At 61.1% G+C, this 16,954-nt stretch carries 11 protein-coding genes and 4 pseudogenes; 11 read left to right on the top strand and 4 right to left on the bottom strand.

Annotated features, from left to right (window positions below):
- Positions 1-18 precede the first annotated feature (18 nt).
- From ABV518_RS04920 to ABV518_RS04905, 4 genes and pseudogenes are all read left to right on the top strand, one after another.
- Positions 19-306: a hypothetical protein gene (locus ABV518_RS04920; protein WP_367765696.1), complete on the top strand. Its 288-nt coding sequence runs from the start codon at positions 19-21 to the stop codon at positions 304-306.
- Between the two features lie 483 nt (positions 307-789).
- On the top strand, positions 790-2,295 hold the full coding sequence (locus ABV518_RS04915; protein WP_367765695.1) for an NAD-dependent succinate-semialdehyde dehydrogenase: 1,506 nt from the start codon (positions 790-792) through the stop codon (positions 2,293-2,295).
- Positions 2,296-2,352: 57 nt separating this feature from the next.
- Complete coding sequence (locus tag ABV518_RS04910) at positions 2,353-3,771, top strand: MFS transporter (RefSeq protein WP_367765694.1); 1,419 nt, start codon at positions 2,353-2,355, stop codon at positions 3,769-3,771.
- A gap of 253 nt (positions 3,772-4,024) precedes the next feature.
- Positions 4,025-6,102: pseudogene (locus tag ABV518_RS04905) on the top strand (FdhF/YdeP family oxidoreductase).
- A gap of 708 nt (positions 6,103-6,810) precedes the next feature.
- Here the strand turns inward: ABV518_RS04905 and ABV518_RS04900 are convergent.
- Both ABV518_RS04900 and ABV518_RS04895 read right to left on the bottom strand, forming a co-directional pair.
- Positions 6,811-7,605 carry a hypothetical protein gene (locus ABV518_RS04900; protein ID WP_367765693.1) on the bottom strand — a complete coding sequence of 265 codons (795 nt, stop codon included), beginning with the start codon at positions 7,603-7,605 and terminating at the stop codon, positions 6,811-6,813.
- A 195-nt stretch (positions 7,606-7,800) separates the two neighbouring features.
- The gene (locus ABV518_RS04895; RefSeq protein ID WP_367765692.1) at positions 7,801-8,109 is read right to left on the bottom strand and encodes an amidohydrolase family protein; all 309 of its coding nucleotides are present in this window, start codon (positions 8,107-8,109) and stop codon (positions 7,801-7,803) included.
- Between the two features lie 405 nt (positions 8,110-8,514).
- On the opposite strand from ABV518_RS04895, the pseudogene ABV518_RS04890 reads away from it, so the two are divergent.
- From ABV518_RS04890 to catA, 5 genes and pseudogenes are all read left to right on the top strand, one after another.
- Positions 8,515-9,374 (top strand): annotated as a pseudogene (locus ABV518_RS04890) (IS3 family transposase); the annotation flags it as partial.
- A 67-nt stretch (positions 9,375-9,441) separates the two neighbouring features.
- Positions 9,442-10,818 carry an IS30 family transposase gene (locus ABV518_RS04885; RefSeq protein WP_367765691.1) on the top strand — a complete coding sequence of 459 codons (1,377 nt, stop codon included), beginning with the start codon at positions 9,442-9,444 and terminating at the stop codon, positions 10,816-10,818.
- A 7-nt stretch (positions 10,819-10,825) separates the two neighbouring features.
- Positions 10,826-11,113: pseudogene (locus ABV518_RS04880) on the top strand (integrase core domain-containing protein); the annotation flags it as partial.
- Positions 11,114-11,142: 29 nt separating this feature from the next.
- A pseudogene (locus ABV518_RS04875) lies at positions 11,143-11,295 on the top strand (muconolactone Delta-isomerase); the annotation flags it as partial.
- 51 nt (positions 11,296-11,346) lie between these two features.
- Entirely contained in the window at positions 11,347-12,195 is an 849-nt protein-coding gene (gene catA / locus ABV518_RS04870; protein WP_367765690.1) for a catechol 1,2-dioxygenase, read from the top strand.
- An 83-nt stretch (positions 12,196-12,278) separates the two neighbouring features.
- On the opposite strand, the gene ABV518_RS04865 is transcribed toward catA, so the two are convergent.
- Both ABV518_RS04865 and ABV518_RS04860 read right to left on the bottom strand, forming a co-directional pair.
- Complete coding sequence (locus ABV518_RS04865; RefSeq protein WP_367765689.1) at positions 12,279-14,819, bottom strand: excinuclease ABC subunit UvrA; 2,541 nt, start codon at positions 14,817-14,819, stop codon at positions 12,279-12,281.
- A gap of 56 nt (positions 14,820-14,875) precedes the next feature.
- Positions 14,876-15,325, bottom strand: a complete 450-nt coding sequence (locus ABV518_RS04860; RefSeq protein ID WP_367765688.1) for a MarR family winged helix-turn-helix transcriptional regulator — start codon at positions 15,323-15,325, stop codon at positions 14,876-14,878.
- 106 nt (positions 15,326-15,431) lie between these two features.
- Here ABV518_RS04860 and ABV518_RS04855 point away from each other — a divergent pair, with 106 nt between their 5' ends.
- Positions 15,432-16,205 (top strand): MBL fold metallo-hydrolase, encoded by a 774-nt coding sequence (locus ABV518_RS04855; protein WP_367765687.1) that lies wholly within the window; start codon positions 15,432-15,434, stop codon positions 16,203-16,205.
- A gap of 150 nt (positions 16,206-16,355) precedes the next feature.
- Entirely contained in the window at positions 16,356-16,742 is a 387-nt protein-coding gene (locus tag ABV518_RS04850) for an amidohydrolase family protein (RefSeq protein ID WP_367765752.1), read from the top strand.
- The last annotated feature ends 212 nt before the right edge of the window (positions 16,743-16,954 follow it).

Below are 16,954 nucleotides of genomic sequence, written 5' to 3'. Positions count from 1 at the left end.
AGCCAAACAAGGAAACCCATGCACCCCGAACCGGTAATCCTCTTCCTGATGCGTCTGCTGACGCATCCCGGAGGGGCCTGGAGCAGTATCTTCGGCGAAGCTAGTGATCCCGTTGCCGGTATCACTCTTGCTGCTGTCACAGTGGTCGCTTTGGCGGTCCAGCTATGGCTGATCTATAGGACGGCCCGCCAAGGAGAACAGACCATGGAGGACTCTGAGGCAGCCGTACACGTCTACCTTCCCGTCTGCCTGCACGGCGACCCGCTTTTCTATCATCGGTCCCCTTCCGATGATGAACCCGGTTAAACGGTTCCAGAACTTCGCTACCGAAACCACCGCCCCAACCGCACTTCAAGAACCTGATTACTCGAAATGGTGAGCCAACGATGCCGACACATACCTCGATTACTGTCATCACCCAGGACCGGGCCTCACGAGACCAGCAACTCGATGAAACAACTCGTCTGCTCCATGAGAAGCAGCTCCATTGCGGCATCCTAAACCATCCCCGTTGCTTCACACCCAGAAATCGGGCACGGAACGATCCAAGAAAAGGACTTAGTCCGGTTGTAGGCAGTTTGCGTTGCCCCATCCAACGCCCCTACCGCTTTGCTGCCCTCGAAGCGCCCAACTTGGCCCCTAAACGCCTAAGCATTGGAAGCGGCAGAACCTTCGATTATTTCGACGCCGGATCCTCTCGCTGCCCTACGGACTATGTCCCACAACATCATCCTCGCGGCGCCGAAGTCTAAAACCCGGCACCGCACACTTATTGAGGAGACCTCCCGCATGACCACGTCACCCGTAATATCCCCTGCCATAAAATCCGAACGCGAACAGAAGCTCCTTGCTTCCGTGCCGACCGGCCTGTTGATCGGCGGTGAGTGGCGGGACGCGTCCGACGGCGGCACGTTCGACGTGCACGATCCCGCCACCGGGGAGAAGATTGCCACCGTCGCCTCGGCCACAAGCGAGGATGCGATCGCCGCGCTGGACGCCGCTGACGCAGCCCAAGCGTTCTGGACGCAGACCGCACCACGGGTGCGGGCAGAAATCCTCCGCCGCGCCTTTGACCTGGTCACCGGGAGGGCCGAGGACTTCGCGCTGCTGATGACCCTGGAAATGGGCAAACCGCTGGCCGAGGCCCGCGGCGAGGTCACCTACGGCGCGGAGTTCCTGCGCTGGTTCTCCGAGGAAACCGTCCGGGACTACGGCCGCTACCTCACCACCCCCGAGGGGAAAAACAAGATCCTCGTCCAGCACAAACCCGTCGGTCCTTGCCTGCTGATCACGCCGTGGAACTTCCCGCTGGCAATGGCCACCCGCAAGGTCGCCCCCGCCGTCGCGGCCGGCTGCACCATGGTCCTCAAACCCGCCAAACTCACCCCGCTCACAGCCCAGTACTTTGCGCAGACCATGCTCGACGCCGGCCTGCCCGCCGGCGTCCTGAACGTCGTCTCCTCCTCGTCCGCCTCCGGGATCTCCGGGCCCCTGCTGCAGGATTCCCGTTTGCGGAAGGTCTCCTTCACCGGTTCCACCCCGGTCGGCAAACGCCTGATGGCCGATGCCGCGCAGAACGTCCTGCGCACCTCGATGGAGCTTGGCGGAAACGCACCCTTCATCGTCTTCGAAGACGCCGACCTCGACAAAGCCGTCGAAGGTGCCATGGCGGCGAAGATGCGGAACATGGGCGAAGCCTGCACAGCAGCCAACCGCTTCCTCGTCCACGCCTCCCTCGCCCAGGAATTCACCCGGAAATTCGCCGCCACGATGCGCGCCCTGACCACCGGCCGCGGCACCGACCCCGCCAGTCAGGTAGGCCCACTCATCGACGCAAGCGCCCGCGCCGATGTCCACAACCTCGTCACCGCCGCAGTCGACTCTGGAGCAGTGATCGTCACCGGCGGGGCGCCCGTGGCCGGGCCGGGGTACTTTTACCATCCCACCGTCCTCGCGGACGTGCCAAACAATGCAGTGATCCTGAGACAGGAGATCTTCGGCCCAGTCGCACCTGTCACTACCTTCACCACCGAGCAGGAAGCCATCAAACTCGCCAATGCCTCCGAGTACGGCCTCGCGTCCTACCTCTACAGCCGGGACTTCAACAAGCTCCTGCGCGTAGCAGAACAGATCGAATGCGGCATGGTCGGATTCAACGCCGGCGTCATCTCCAACGCCGCAGCACCCTTCGGCGGCGTAAAGCACTCCGGCCTGGGACGTGAAGGCGGAACCGAAGGCATCGCCGAATACACCACCACCCAATACATCGGCATCACCGACCCCTACACCCGTTAACGAACTACGTGGAAAGCTGCCCTTAGCGGCCTTCCACGGTTGCAGAAAGGCCTGGCCATGGCACAAACTACGACTGGACAAGAAGACCCCAGCTCCCTGGCTTATGCACTCCGGAATGGAAAAATGAACCGGAGAGCGTGGACTATCACCGGCATGCTGGTAGTTCTCCAAATTATTGCATTTGCCGACCGGGCGGTACTCGGACTCGTAGCCCCCTCAGCAATAGCTGAACTTGGCATGACGACTACTCAGTTTGGCTTTATCGGAAGCTCCTTCTACTTCCTCTACGCGGTCATAGCCGTCGTAACAGGCGTCCTGGCCAGCAAATTCTCCGTCAAGTGGATCCTGTTCGTCCTTGGACTTACATGGGCTTTGATGCAATTTCCATTGCTGTTTGGCGGAGGCGCCGCCGCGCTTCTCGTCACCCGCATCATCTTGGGAGGTGCGGAGGGGCCTGCCACTCCGACGTCCCTGGCAGCAGTTCACTCCTGGTTCCCGGCATCGCGACGCGCCCTACCCTCAAACCTTGTGGCCATCGGGTCAACTCTCGGTCCGGTAATCGCCGCCCCCTTGCTGGGGTTTGTTATCGCCGCCTGGGGATGGCGCTGGGCTTTTGGCGTTCTGGGGATCCTCGGTCTGCTGTGGCTGGTCGCCTGGCTGGTCCTGGGTAAAGACGGCCCATACGCACCCAATGCACGCAAAGCTTCCCCGACAGAAAATGCAAACGTAAAAAGCACTGATACACCCGAAAGCAACGCGTACTCCTGGTTCGACGCACAAACCCAGGTGCCAATATTCAAGGTGCTCCTCAGCGGAACCTTCCTCATCACCGCTTTCGGTGTATTCACCAACTTCTGGACCATGGGCTTCTTGACAACCTGGCTGCCGCAGTATTTGAAAGTCTCTGCAAGCCTCACGATCGAGCAGGTCGGCATCATTACAGTGTTCCCTTGGCTTTTCGGCGCAACAGTCCTGCTGGTCCTGGGAATCATCAGCCGGCAACTCATGAAGAAGGAAAAAAGCGTACGTCAAGCGATGGGCGCACCATACAGTCTGACGCTCGTCATCGGCGGACTAGGTTTCGTACTGGCTACCCAAACGTCGGGAGTGCTAGCCATCGTGCTCCTTACCATTGCCGCCGGTTGCAGCATCATTTACCCAATGGGAGCAGCGATGGTTGCCTACATTGTCGGCATGAAACAGCGGCCCATAGTCATGAGCGTCCTGGGTGCGACCGGATCCATCGGTGCCATCGTCTCACCCGTTTTGGTCGGTTGGCTCATGGAAAATGCCGGATACCGAACTGCCCCCGCAGGAACGGTACAGACCGCAGACATGATCAGCCGCATGGTCACCGGAGTGAACCAATCCTTCCTAATTGCCGGGCTACTCCTACTGGTCTCCGGTCTGCTCGGGCTAGCATTTATTCGCCCCGACCGAACTGCCAAGAAGCTGCAGGGGTCCGTCACCCTTTAGCGTGCAACTCCTGCTGCGCCTATGCACACAATGCGAATGAGCGCCCCGACACTTCGCGGACACCGTGAGCTCGCGCAATTGATAGGAGCGCGCCACCCCACCATCGCGGCGGAGCGGGAAACGCTGGCCAAGGTAGCCCAGTAGGCGGCTTTTCGGAGTCACCAAACACCAGGTAAGGCGCGCCGGGAACCCCGGCGCGCCTTTACTGCCGCTCGAACGAAGCACGACATTTGCCCGTAAGGAAGTTGGAACGATGAAGTTCGGTAAGCAGCCCGCAGCCATTGGGGACATTAATGAGGACAACCTCGAAGTCCACAAGCCCAAGACCGAGGCCGCCGGCATCAAGGCCGTGATGGTGGCGCTGGAGCGCGCTGTGGCGCAGGCGGGCGTGACGCGGACAGCGCAGTCGTTGATGCGGTTGAACCAGCGGGGCGGGTTTGACTGCCCGGGGTGTGCGTGGCCGGAATCGGATAAGAAGCGCAAGGTGGCCGAGTTCTGCGAGAACGGCGCGAAGGCTGTGGCGGAGGAGGCCACCCTGCGGACGGTGGGGGCCGAGTTCTGGGCGAAGCACTCGATCAAGGAGCTGTCGGGGAAGACCGAGTACTGGCTGGGCAACCAGGGCAGGCTGAGTGAACCGGTGGTCATCCGCGAGGGTGAGACCCACTATTCGCCGATCTCCTGGGCGGACGCGTTTGAGCTGGTCGGCGAGCACGTCCGGGCTTCCACGCCGGACCGCTGCGTCTTCTACACCTCCGGGCGCACCGCGAACGAGACGGCGTTTATGTACCAGCTGTTCGCACGGGCCCTGGGGACGAACAACCTTCCGGACTGCTCGAACATGTGCCACGAGTCCTCAGGCTCGGCGCTGAATCCGACCATCGGCATCGGCAAGGGCACGGTGTCCCTGGAGGACATCCACGACTCGGAACTGATCTTCGTGGTCGGGCAGAACCCGGGCACCAACCATCCCCGGATGCTCTCGGCACTGAAGGAATGCAAGGACAAGGGCGGCAAAGTCGTCGCGGTGAACCCGCTGCCCGAGGCCGGGCTGTTCAACTTCAAGGACCCGCAGACCGTCTCCGGGGTCGTGGGCGGCGGCACGCCGCTGGCCGATGAGCACCTGCAGATCAAGGTCGGCGGTGACCTGGCACTGTTCCAGTCCCTCGGCCACCTCCTCCTGGCCGAGGAACAGCGGAACCCGGGCACCGTCGTCGACCATTCCTTTATTGCCGCCCAGACGGACGGTTTCGACGCCTACCGCGAAGCCCGGCGCACCTTGGGCTGGGATGAAACCGAGAAGGCCACCGGGCTAACCCGGGCGCGGATCGAAAAGGTCGCGGCGATGCTGGTGGCGTCCAAGGCCACGATCTTCTGCTGGGCACTGGGCGTCACGCAGCAGCCCCACTCGGTGGACACCATCAAGGAAATGGTCAACGTCCTGCTCCTGCAGGGCAACTTCGGCAAGCCCGGCGCCGGCGCGTGCCCCGTCCGCGGGCACTCCAACGTCCAGGGCGACCGGACTATGGGCATCTGGGAAAAACCCAAGGAATGGCTCCTCACAGCCCTCGACACCGAATTCGGCATCACCTCACCGCGGCACCACGTGCTACGACGCCGTCGAAGCCATGAAAGCGTTCGAACGCGACGAAGTGGATGTCTTTGTCTCTATGGGCGGGAACTTCTCCCTCGCCTGCTCCGACACCGAGACCCTGGAAGCGGGGATGCAGCGGATCGGGCTGACCGTGCACATCTCCACCAAACCCAACCGCTCCCACATCGTCCACGGACGCACCTCGCTGATCCTGCCCACCCTCGGCAGGACGGACAAAGATGACAAACACGCCAAAGGCGCCCGACATCGGCCGGGGCCGGTTCACGGTCAGCCCGCTGGAATACCTCACCCCGCCGGCCGGGCACCTGGTGCTGCAGACCATCCGCAGCCACGACCAGTACAACACCACCTTCTACGGCGTGGATGACCGGTACCGCGGCATCTCGGGCGGCCGCCGCGTGATTCTGGTGCACCCCGATGACCTCACAGAGCTTGGCTTCAAGGACCTAGACCTCGTGGACGTGGTCAGTACCTTCCGCGGCCACGACCGGACAGCGGACAAATTCCGGCTGGTGGCCTACCCCACAGCGAAGGGCTGCGCCGCGGCTTACTTCCCAGAAGCCAACGCCCTGGTCCACAAGGAAAACGTCGCCCGCGAGTCCAACACCCCCGGCTTCAAAGCCATGTTCGTCCGATTCGAACCACACAAGGGGGAGGCAGCGGCGGCAGAAGAAGCGCTGGAGCCGGCCACCGCGCAAGGGCGCTGGGTTGGAGTTTAGGACGTCGTGGTTGGCATTCCTCACCGTTAAGGCATGACTATAAGAAGTTCTCTCGGCCCGGGATTTCCTCCGGTGTCGCAACGGCCCTCAGTCAAAGAGCCCAGATAGAGCACACCCCAACCTGACGTCGGGGCGGCCTGGCCAGGGAGGATTCGGCCTATCGACGGAGCTCCGGACTTGTTTCTGGACACCGGAGAGTCGGAAGAGGCGTCATCGCCATCCTTTGCCCGAGGGTTTCCATCAAGTCCCGATTTTTTGGACGATTTCGATGATTCTCGGGCTACCGAACCCGGGTTTCCTGCCCCTCCGACAGTCGGGGTGGAATCTGAGAACATCATGATCCACTGTCAATAAACGGAATTTGGGCGCAATTCTGACACCGTCCACGGTCATCGCGTCGAGTTCCGCACGCAAGATGATGACGCAAGAGTGGCGCCCGCAAGTTGCCCCGCGCTGCCCGCCACGCCGTCCAACCCGGCTCTACGGCGAGGCGACCTCCGAGGAACCTTGACGGGTGCGGCGCGTAGCGGCCCGCAAGGGTTTCTGCTCCCTCGGGCATAAACCCGGTCACTACCTGACGGAATCACGGTTATCGACGTTGAAATTGACCGCGGGAGAGGCCCGAAAAGAGCCCTCCTTCGCCTAAGCAAAAGGTCATTCCTCCATCACCTATGGCTACACCTGGCCGCCTGCTTTAGAGGTGCGAGTTTAACCCGGGGTGGCTGTGCCGAAATCGAAGAGCTCATGAACCTCGCTCCATTCGCTGCCCAGCGGTTCTGTAAGGCTGTCAGGCATGGCTGTTCCAACGTCAGCAACGTAGGCGCCGGTAATTTGAGGGGCCCATTCGGTTGCCGTCACGCAAACAGGCTCAACAAACAGATCTTCAGCGAGGTCCAACGAGCCGCCGGCTACGAGCCGCTCGACCAAGTGCAGGGCTGCTACGGTCGCCAGCATCTCATCGCAGACTGTCTTTGTGGCATTCAGCAGCATTTCTTCGGCGCTGATGCCGGCGCCGTAGGAACGCCGCAGCTCATGCTCGTGCAACAGTTGACCGTAGAGCCAGGCGCCGGCGACCTCCTTGTTGGTCATGCCCGGTCCGCTTCGGGGCTCGGTCGGGCGTCCTTTCGGATAGTCAGGGTCCGCAGCTCGGAAATGTGCCCGCAATCCCTCGATCTCCTTCTTCAGGCCGGTGGAGGCCGTCGCTGCTTCTACCAGCGCATTGAGCAATTTGTCGTAATGGACGCCGTCGCTGAACAGAAAGACGGGGCGCACTCTGGCCGCCGCTGACTCAACCTGTTCGGTGGGGAGTAAAGGAGCCGGCACCATAGCCACTGCACGCTCCCCGGTGGCCAAGTTTTGGATGACACGAAAGGACATCGTCCAGGCAGCGTGCTTATCGGGCGTGACTGCTGCGTCGCAGACACCAGTGATCCCGTAGGATGCGGAAATTCGCATTCGCTTCTCGAGTAGACCTACGGTGGTTTGCCAATCTGCAGTGGCCATACCCCGCCAGGAGCGGGTCTGGATTGGGTTTAGCGCCGCCTCTTACGAGTGCCCCCGTTGGCCGTCCAGTTTTGTCCGCCCCACGGTTGTGGTGTAAACGCGTCAATACCCACGTCAGCCAGAGCTGCGGAGTTTACCCAGCCGCGGTGGCAGGATACGTCGATGAAGAAGAAGAAGGGGTTGTTGGGGATAGCTTCATCGAGTTCGTCCCGCGTAGGTCCACGTCCGTCGCTGATGGCCATTGGCGTGAACCCCGTAGCCGCGCATCCACTCCCCCGGCGCCAATGATTTTGCTGCCTTGTGAATCGTTGCGAGCACTTCGTCAAGTGATGTGTGTGGAGGGGTCGAACAATTGATGGACGCCGCCTCCAACATTGTGTCACTGAGGTGATTGTGCGGGTCAATGAATCCCGGCACGATCGTCATTCCGCTGGCATCAAAGACCTGGCATGCCGGATTTGCGTGCTTTAGGACGTGCCAATTGGTGCCGATGGCTACGATCATTTCGTCGAGGACAAGAATCGCCTCCGCCACCGTGTCGATAGGGTCGACGGTGTGGATTGTCGCATTAAGGTAGGCGTTTTTCTGGCCCCATGTTCCTCCTTGCAGGTGCGCACTCGTGCGGTCCTTCTTATTGAATGCGCTATGGATTGTGGATCGACTCTAGCGAACGAAGCCGGCCCTGATCGGGCTTTCGATGGGGTATGGCGATGACCCTCTTTTGGTTTCGTGCCAGTCAGGGCGTGGCTGAATGGCTTCCCCAATTACCTTTGCTTGGGTGATGTCGGTTGGCTCGAACCTAGAGCTGAGAAGAGGGTGCTCAGAGCACGCCGACCTGAGCGCGGGACTGCCCCCGGTTTTGTTGACTCCTTGACCTAGCGAGCTTGTGCTCGTGGAAGGATGTTGAGCATGCCCACGGCTTATGGGGCGGAGTTCCGCCAGGATGTTATTGATGTGGCCCGCAAGGGCGAGGCGCCGCTGGCGCAGATCGCGAAGGATTTCGGGCTTTCGGTCACGACGTTGAAGCGCTGGATTGCCATCGCCGAACGTAAGGAATCCGGCGCCGGCCCGGCGGCGACGGAGTCGGCCGAGCTGCGGGAGCTGAAGAAGCGGAACCGGCTGTTGGAGCAGGAGAATGAGATTCTGCGCCGGGCTGCTGCCTATCTGGCCAGGGACATCAACCCAAAATGATTTACCCGCTGGTCACGGATCTTGCCGCCGATGGTGTTCCCGTGGCGGTGACCTGCAGGGTGTTGGGATTCAGCAAGCAAGGCTATTACCGGTGGAGGGCCAGTCCGGTGACGGAACGCGATTGGATCGATGCGCACCTCGTCAACGCCGCCCGGGACATCCACGCCGACGACCCCGCATTCGGGTACCGGTTCATCGCCGACGAACTCCCGGAGAAGGGCATCACGGCGGGCGAGAACAGGGTCCAGCGCTTATGCAGGGACCACGGCATCTGGTCGGTGTTCTCGAAGAAGCGTGGCCTGAACCGCAGACCCGGCCCGCCGGTCCACGACGACCTGGTCGAGCGAGCTTTCACCGCCGCGGCGCCGAACGAGCTGTGGCTGACGGACATCACCGAGCACCCGACGGCCGAGGGCAAGCTCTACCTCTGCGCGGTGAAGGACGTCTATTCCGGAAGGATCGTCGGCTACTCAATGGACTCGCGAATGAAGTCCTCGCTTGCCGTCGCCGCACTGGAGAACGCGGTGCGGGCACGCCGGCCGGAAGGGACAGTGGTGCACTCGGACCGCGGCTCCCAGGATGGATTCAACCGGTCGTCGCAACACCTCGATTTCGGAGGTAGCTATGGGCAGGCCAGCAGGTTGGATGAAAGTGGCGACGGGCAGGCCTGTCATGAAATCGCCGGGGAAGCCGTCATTAAGGCGAGACACCGAGCGGGCGTTCTGGCGTGAGATCGCGACTGGGTGTACTAGCGAGCGGGCGGCGATATTGGCTGGCGTGTCGCAGGCGGCCGGAACGCGCTGGTTCCGGGATCGTGGCGGCATGCCGACGTTCCTGCTTGCCCCGCTCAAAGGCCGGTACCTTTCGTTCGAAGAACGTGAGGAGATCGCGCTATTGAATGCGCAAGGCACTGGCGTGAGGAAAATTGCCCAGGAACTGAAACGGAGCCCGTCAACGATTTCAAGGGAGCTGCGCCGGAACGCAGCTACTCGCGCTGGGAAGCTTGACTACCGTGCGTCGGTCGCGCAATGGAAGGCAGAACGGTTCGCCCAGCGGCCGAAGACCGCCAAGCTTGTCACGAATGAGCGGCTGCATCAGTACGTGCAGGACAAACTTGCCGGTGTTGTCCGGGCGCCTGACGGTCGTATCGTCGCCGGACCTGGTGCGCCGGAGTGGAAGGGCAGGAACAAGCCGCACCGGGGCGACCGCGAGTGGGTGACGGCGTGGAGCCCGGAGCAGATCTCGAACCGGCTCAAGGCCGATTTCCCGGATGATGAGTCCATGCGTATCTCCCATGAGGCGATTTACCAGGCGCTATACATTCAGGGCCGCGGAGCGCTCAAACGCGAACTCGTTCTGCACCTGCGCACGGGTCGTGCCCTGCGAGTACCAAGAGCCCGGTCGACGCGGCAGTCCTGGGCTCATGTCACCGAGGAGACGCTCATCAGTAAGCGCCCTCCCGAAGTCGCCGATCGCGCCGTTCCCGGGCACTGGGAAGGGGACTTGGTGATTGGTTTGCAGCGGTCGGCGATCGGCACGCTGGTCGAGCGGACGACACGGTTCACGATGCTGATTCACCTACCCCGCGGAGAAGGCTACGGCGTCATCCCACGGACAAAGAACGGACCCGCGCTGGCTGGCTACGGTGCCGTGACAATGGCAGACGCCCTCGCCAAGACGATAACGACGCTGCCCCATCAGCTGCGACAATCAGTGACTTGGGATCGCGGCAAGGAACTATCCGACCACGCCAGATTCACCGTCGACACCGGGGTTAGGGTCTACTTCGCCGACCCGAAGAGCCCGTGGCAGCGGGGCACGAACGAGAACACGAACGGTTTGCTGCGCCAATACTTCCCTAAGGGCACCGACCTGTCCCGATGGACTAACAATGATCTCGTAGCAATCGCGCACACCCTCAACACCAGGCCACGCAAAACACTCGGCTGGAAGACTCCCGCCGAAGCACTGGACGAACAGCTACGATCAGTTCAACAACCCGGTGTTGCGACGACCGGTTGAATCCGTCCAGTTCCGGTCACGCCGGTTCGTCGAATCACTCCGGCACCACGGGCTCACCGGTTCGATGGGCAGGGTCGGTGCGTGCGCGGACAACGCCGCGATGGAATCGTTCTTCTCGCTGCTGCAGAAGAACGTCCTGGACCGTCAGCGGTGGCTCACCAAGCAGGAACTCCGGCTCGCCATCACGACTTGGATCGAAAGGACCTACCACCGCCGGCGACGGCAAAGACGGCTGGGCAAACTCACGCCCATCGAATATGAAACAATCAACCGGACCGCGCTCACAGCGGCCTAAGACCCCGAGTCAACAGAAGCCGGGGCAGTCCCGGCCGGTATTCGAACTACTCAGTTTTCAACGTGGACAGCAACGATGAACTCCACGACATTCTGCAAACACTCCCCCTGTACCCCTACATGCACATCGAGGTCACTCCCCTCGCTCAGCACCCATCGGCCCTCACCGCCAGTAGCAAATAGAACGAACTGACAGGTTTCACCGAAGAAGCCTGACATTGAGAAAGGAAGACCATGTCCGTAGAAACCCAAGCAACAGCGGCCGATTCGGGAGCAAAGGCCACCGAACGCTTCCGGGCCAACAAAAGCTTCACCTCCGAAGTCACCACGGAACGCGTCAACAAGCTCGCCTCTCGCGCCATCAAGGCCCTGGTCGACACCGTTGTTGAAGAAAAAGTCACCTACGAGGAGTACAACGCCCTCAAAGCCTGGCTGATTCAGGTTGGAGAGACTGGCGAATGGCCCCTCTTCCTGGACGTATGGATCGAACACGCGGTTGAGGAAGTAGCCAACGAAAACCGAGAAAGTAGCAAGGGCACCATCGAAGGCCCGTACTACGTTCCGAACTCCCCGGTCCAGCAGACCCCCGGAACGCTCCCGATGCGCGAGGACGAACCCGGCACCCCGCTGGTGCTCCACGGCAAAGTCACCAGCGTCGACGGCAACCCCCTGACCGGTGCCAAGGTAGAGATCTGGCACGCTGATGACCTGGGCTTCTACTCCCAGTTCGCCCCCGGTATTCCGGAGTGGAACCTTCGAGGCACTATCCTCACGGATGATGAAGGACGCTACGAAATTCATACTGTCCAGCCCGCACCGTACCAGATTCCCACTGACGGGGCATGCGGCAAACTCATCGACGCAGCAGGCTGGCACGCCTGGCGACCCGCCCACCTGCACCTCAAGGTCAGCGCCGAAAACCATCAGCTAATCACCACCCAGCTGTACTTCCAGGCCGGAGAGCACCTCACCGATGACATCGCATCAGCAGTCAAACCTGAGCTCATTCTGGACCCGCAGGACGTGACCGACGGCTCCGGCCGCGAAGTCGGATACGACTTCGTCCTCGCAACAGTTAACTAGGGGACTGCCCGGGCTTTTGTTGAACTGCACGTGACTCCGATGGGTGTCGGCTGCGTTCCTCACAGGTGATGCCGCCCCGCGACTCAACTGTTTGAGCGGTACGAAAGGTGCTTCCGCAAGTAGCGCCCAGTGATGCTGGCGGGGTTATTGACGACCTCGTCGGGGGAACCCGCGGCGATGATGCGGCCGCCTGCGGTACCTCCGCCGGGCCCCATATCTATGATGTGGTCAGCGTTGGCGATTACGTCCAGGTCGTGTTCAATCACGACGACGGTTGCACCTTTGTCTATGAGTCGCTGCAGAACTCCCAGGAGGGTTCGAACATCGAGGGGGTGGAGGCCGACGCTGGGTTCGTCGAAAACGAAGATGGCTTTGTGTTGGTCTCGATGGAGCTCTGTAGCGAGCTTCAGCCGTTGTGATTCTCCTCCGGAGAGGGCAGGAGTACCCTGTCCAAGGGTGAGGTACCCCAGTCCCAGATCAATTAGTGCCTGGAGTCTTGTTCGGACCTTGCGGATATCGCGGAGATGGGTGACCGCTTCGGTGAGGGACATGCCCAGCAGTTCCGGAAGCGACACTCCGGCCCCTTTAGGTTTCTGCGGCGACGGGCGACGAATGTCGCCAGTCCCGGGTGCGTAGCGCGTTCCGTTGCATTCGGGGCAGTCAATATCCACGTCGGGTAGGAATTGCACGTCGAGGACGATCTGACTGGTCCCTTCGCAGAGGGGGCACCGCAGGGAGCCGGTGTTGTAGGAAAAATCTGCGGCTGTCAACGCACGGTCCTTGGCGGCATCGAGGGTTGCGAATGCCCGGCGCAGGTCGTCCATTATTCCGGTATAGGTGGCGATGGTGGAGCGAACGTTGACCCCGATGGGTGTTGCGTCGACGACGTGAACTTGCTCGGTCCCTGCGGCGTCGACGCTTTTGACGTGTGCGGGGGCCTTCGAGTCCTTCCCGGCCCGGAGGGCGGGGACGAGGCTTTCAAGGATGAGCGTTGTTTTGCCCGAGCCGGACATCCCGGTGACGGCGGTGAGCCGCCCTAGAGGAACGTCGGCAGATAATGCCTGGACGGTATGCAGAGGCATTGTTTCGAGGTGAAGGGTGCCTCGGTTGAAAACCGTAGCGGGCGACGCACGCTCGCGGACGATTATGGGCTCATGTCCGGTGAGGAATCCGCCTAGGAGTGATGCGGGATTCGTTCCGATGTCGCCGACAGTGCCAGCAGCCAGGATGGTTCCCCCCTGCGGACCAGAGCCCGGACCGATTTCAATAATAAAGTCTGCTTGCCGCAGGACTTGGACGTCGTGGTCGACAACCACGACTGAGTTGCCGTCGCGCAGCAGATCTCGCATTACGCCGGTGAGGCCCTCGACATTGGCCGGGTGCAACCCGATCGAGGGTTCGTCAAGGACGTACAGGACCCCGGTGGTCTCGTTGCGTACTGCCCGAGCCAATTGCACCCGCTGTCGCTCGCCGGTGGACAAAGTTGAGCTGGCCCTGTCAAGGCTTAGGTACCCCAGCCCGAGATCGATGAGACGCACGGCCATATTTTGCAGCGTAGCGACGAGGTTCCTGGCCATCTGCCGCATTGCCCCAGGCAAGCTGTCGGGAACGATAGACGCCCAAGCGATCACCTCTTCCAGGGTCATGGCTGTGACCTCAGCGAGATTCAAGCCCATAACCTGGCTGCCGCAGGCCTTCTCGCTGAGGCGGGCGCCGTGACAGCTTGCGCAGGTGGCGGCGGTGATGAATCGTTCGACTCGGTTCAAGCCCTTCTCAGTTGTAGCGTTGTCGAGTGCTTCCTGCACTGCCTGCCGGGCATTGCGGTACGTGAAGTTCAGTTCGAACAGTTTTCCGTTCTTCGATGGCACGGAAATATGCCTTTGTTCCGCCGGGCCGTGCATGACGATCCGGCGTTCATCTTCCGTAAGGTCGCGGTATGGGATGTCGGTACGGACGCCGAAGTCAGCGACAACACGGGGCATCACGGTCAGGCCGAACATGGACCACGGCGCCACCGCGCCTGCGTCGATGCTCTTGTCATGGTGAGGAACGAGTGAGGCCTCGTCGATTTCGCGTGCCACGCCAGTGCCGGAACATGCTTGGCAGGCCCCCTCCGAGTTAAAGGCAAGTACCTCAGCGCCTGGCGGGTAGAACACCGCTGCGCATTCCGGACATACGAGGTCCTTATCTTGTGCCACCTCGATTGTTGGCGACAGCCGGTGGCCGTTCGGGCACAGGTGCGAGCCGAGCCGGGAGAACATGAGGCGCAACACGTTCAGCAGCTCTGTCGATGTTCCGAAGGTGGACCTTACGCCCGGCACACTCGGACGTTGACGCAGTGCGAGTGCCGCGGGAACATGCCGGACGGAATCGACTGCCGGCCGAGGAGCATGTGACATGCGCCGGCGCGTATACGTGGATAAAGCTTCCATGTAACGGCGGGATCCTTCAGCGTAAAGAACTCCCATCGCCAATGAGGATTTTCCTGATCCCGACACTCCCCCGATCGCGACCAGTTGGCGGGCCGGTACTGCGATGTCGATATTCTTCAGGTTGTGAACCCTGGCGCCCCGAACATCTATTGCCAGCGGAGTCTTCGCGCTGACATCGGTAAACTTCTCCATCGGACTCCTGTCATAGCCACTCGGGCCGGTTTCCCTACCAACCCTTTCCAAGGAAACTAACTCAACGACGACGAGCTCCGGTCAGGAGCGCCGACCCTGAGCAACTTCAGGTTCAGCGACATCCGCTCCAGCTCCGCATGCCCAAGCACGGCGCTAAAGCGGCGCTCCAGTTCATCCTCAAATGCCGGCATCGCCGCACGAAGCTTCAACTCACCGGATTTTGTGAGCTCAAGCAGCGATGACCGCCGATCGTCTGGGTTCCTAACCCGATGGCAGTAGCCGGCCTCTTCGATCCGGTCGATGACCTTGCTCACGCCTCCAGCGGAAATCGCGAATTCCTTCGCTATGTCATGGACGCGTCGTCGAGGCTTCAGCGACAGGAACTGCATTACCTCGAACCACGTCAGCTGCAGCTCGCAGTCCCGGCGCAGCCTCGCATCCAGAGCCGCCCACAGTTCAGTTTCAAAACGCACGAGGTCGTGATACAGGTCTTTCAGCTCGGCCACAAGCCCACTCCATTCAGTTGCATCGACAGGTAATCGGACCACCTCTAGTATAGTTTCCTCGGAAGATTCTTCCAAGAAAAGATTCGATGCTTTGAAGGAGTAAGACGTGAATACCACCCCAGATGCTGCCGAGGTGCCGATTCGGGTGCTGAACGGTCCAACTGTGCTGATCGAGTACGCGGGATTGCGGTTCCTCACGGATCCAACCTTTGATGATCCCGGTGAGTACCCAACTCCGATACCTGGCTTTTCGCTGGTCAAGACAGCGCCCTCCCCCGTCATCCCCGCAAAGCTTGGTCATATTGATGCTGTGCTTCTCTCGCACGACGAACACGACGACAACCTCGACCACAGTGGTCGGGAATTTATCGGCCACGTCCCCCTGACGCTGACCACAGTCAGCGGCGCAGGACGCCTCGGTGGGACGTCCAGGGGGCTCGGGTTCTGGGACGAAGTCCACCTGACCGCACCCGACGGAACAGACGTTACGATCACTGGGTTACCCGCCCTCCATGGTCCAGAGGGCAGTGAATCAGTATCTGGTGACGTCATTGGCTTCCTGCTTACTGCTGCCGGCCACCCCAGCGTATACATCAGTGGAGACAACGCCTCGATGGAGTGCATCGAGCAGATAGCAGAACGGCATGGCCCCGTGGACATCGCAGTGCTCTTCATTGGCGGTGTAAGGCACAAGCCATTCTTCAATGGTGCGCTCGTTACCATCGACAATCCAATGGCGGCCAAAGCCGCGAGGGTCCTCGAGGCCCGTCGTGTGGTCCCGGCCCACTTTGAAGGATGGTCACACTTCAGCGGCGGACGCAAAGAGCTCGTTGACGCCTTCTCTACTGCCGGCCTGGCGGATCGCCTCAGCCTCGACTAAGCAGTCCAGCCGGTTGCTGGCTGCTCAAATGACAGCTGACTGAGTGGCAGCCTCTCAAGGAGGCGAAGTACCACCGCGGTGCAAATGGCCCAAAAAGAGGGGCCTGGTCCATCGGGGAAGCCCGCTGGCAAGTTTTGCTAACGGGCTTCCCTGGCACACGTCAGCACGCTTGGCAGCGCTTCGGAGCCGTGGCGACTCTGTGCGACAGGGACCGGGCGGCTGCTGCGTTTGGAGGCCCACCTTGGAACCCTTGAAACCAACAAATTGGCTGACCTGGTTATCACCGATGTTGATCCGCTGACAAACATTGCCTCGCTGGCAGATCCAGCTAACATAAGTGTCGTTGTCAAGGCGGGCACTGTGTTAAGGATCTCAAAGGCTGCCAGTAGAACCAGCAACATCTGCCCTCAGCACAGCACGTTGACGTCAGTGGATCTTCACACTTCACGATCCTCGTTCTTTGCTCTTGGATCCGCCGCGCCACCGACCGCTTTTGACTTTGCAACGAATGGTCTGGAGGCGACTCGATCCGTGTAGCAATTCAACTGGCAGGAAGATCAGCCCCAACGCTGTGCTGGGGCTGATTTCCTGGTTGCACTTGCGGGAGAGCCCACTTCTGCCGCACTCGGCGCCTACTGCAGACACTGCGCCGGACTTTCTGGCCTTAACACTGCCCGTCGTGACTGCCGCCCTGGGGTGTGTACCCTCGCTGCGTGCCGCAGTGAGTCGCCCATGGATCCGGGCTTCAT

Origin of the sequence: Arthrobacter sp. HS15c (assembly GCF_040812005.1) — a bacterium.
Classification (GTDB): Bacteria; Actinomycetota; Actinomycetes; order Actinomycetales; family Micrococcaceae; genus Arthrobacter.
Note: the sequence above shows the minus strand (reverse complement) of the source record. Positions and strands in the feature narration are given on the sequence as shown.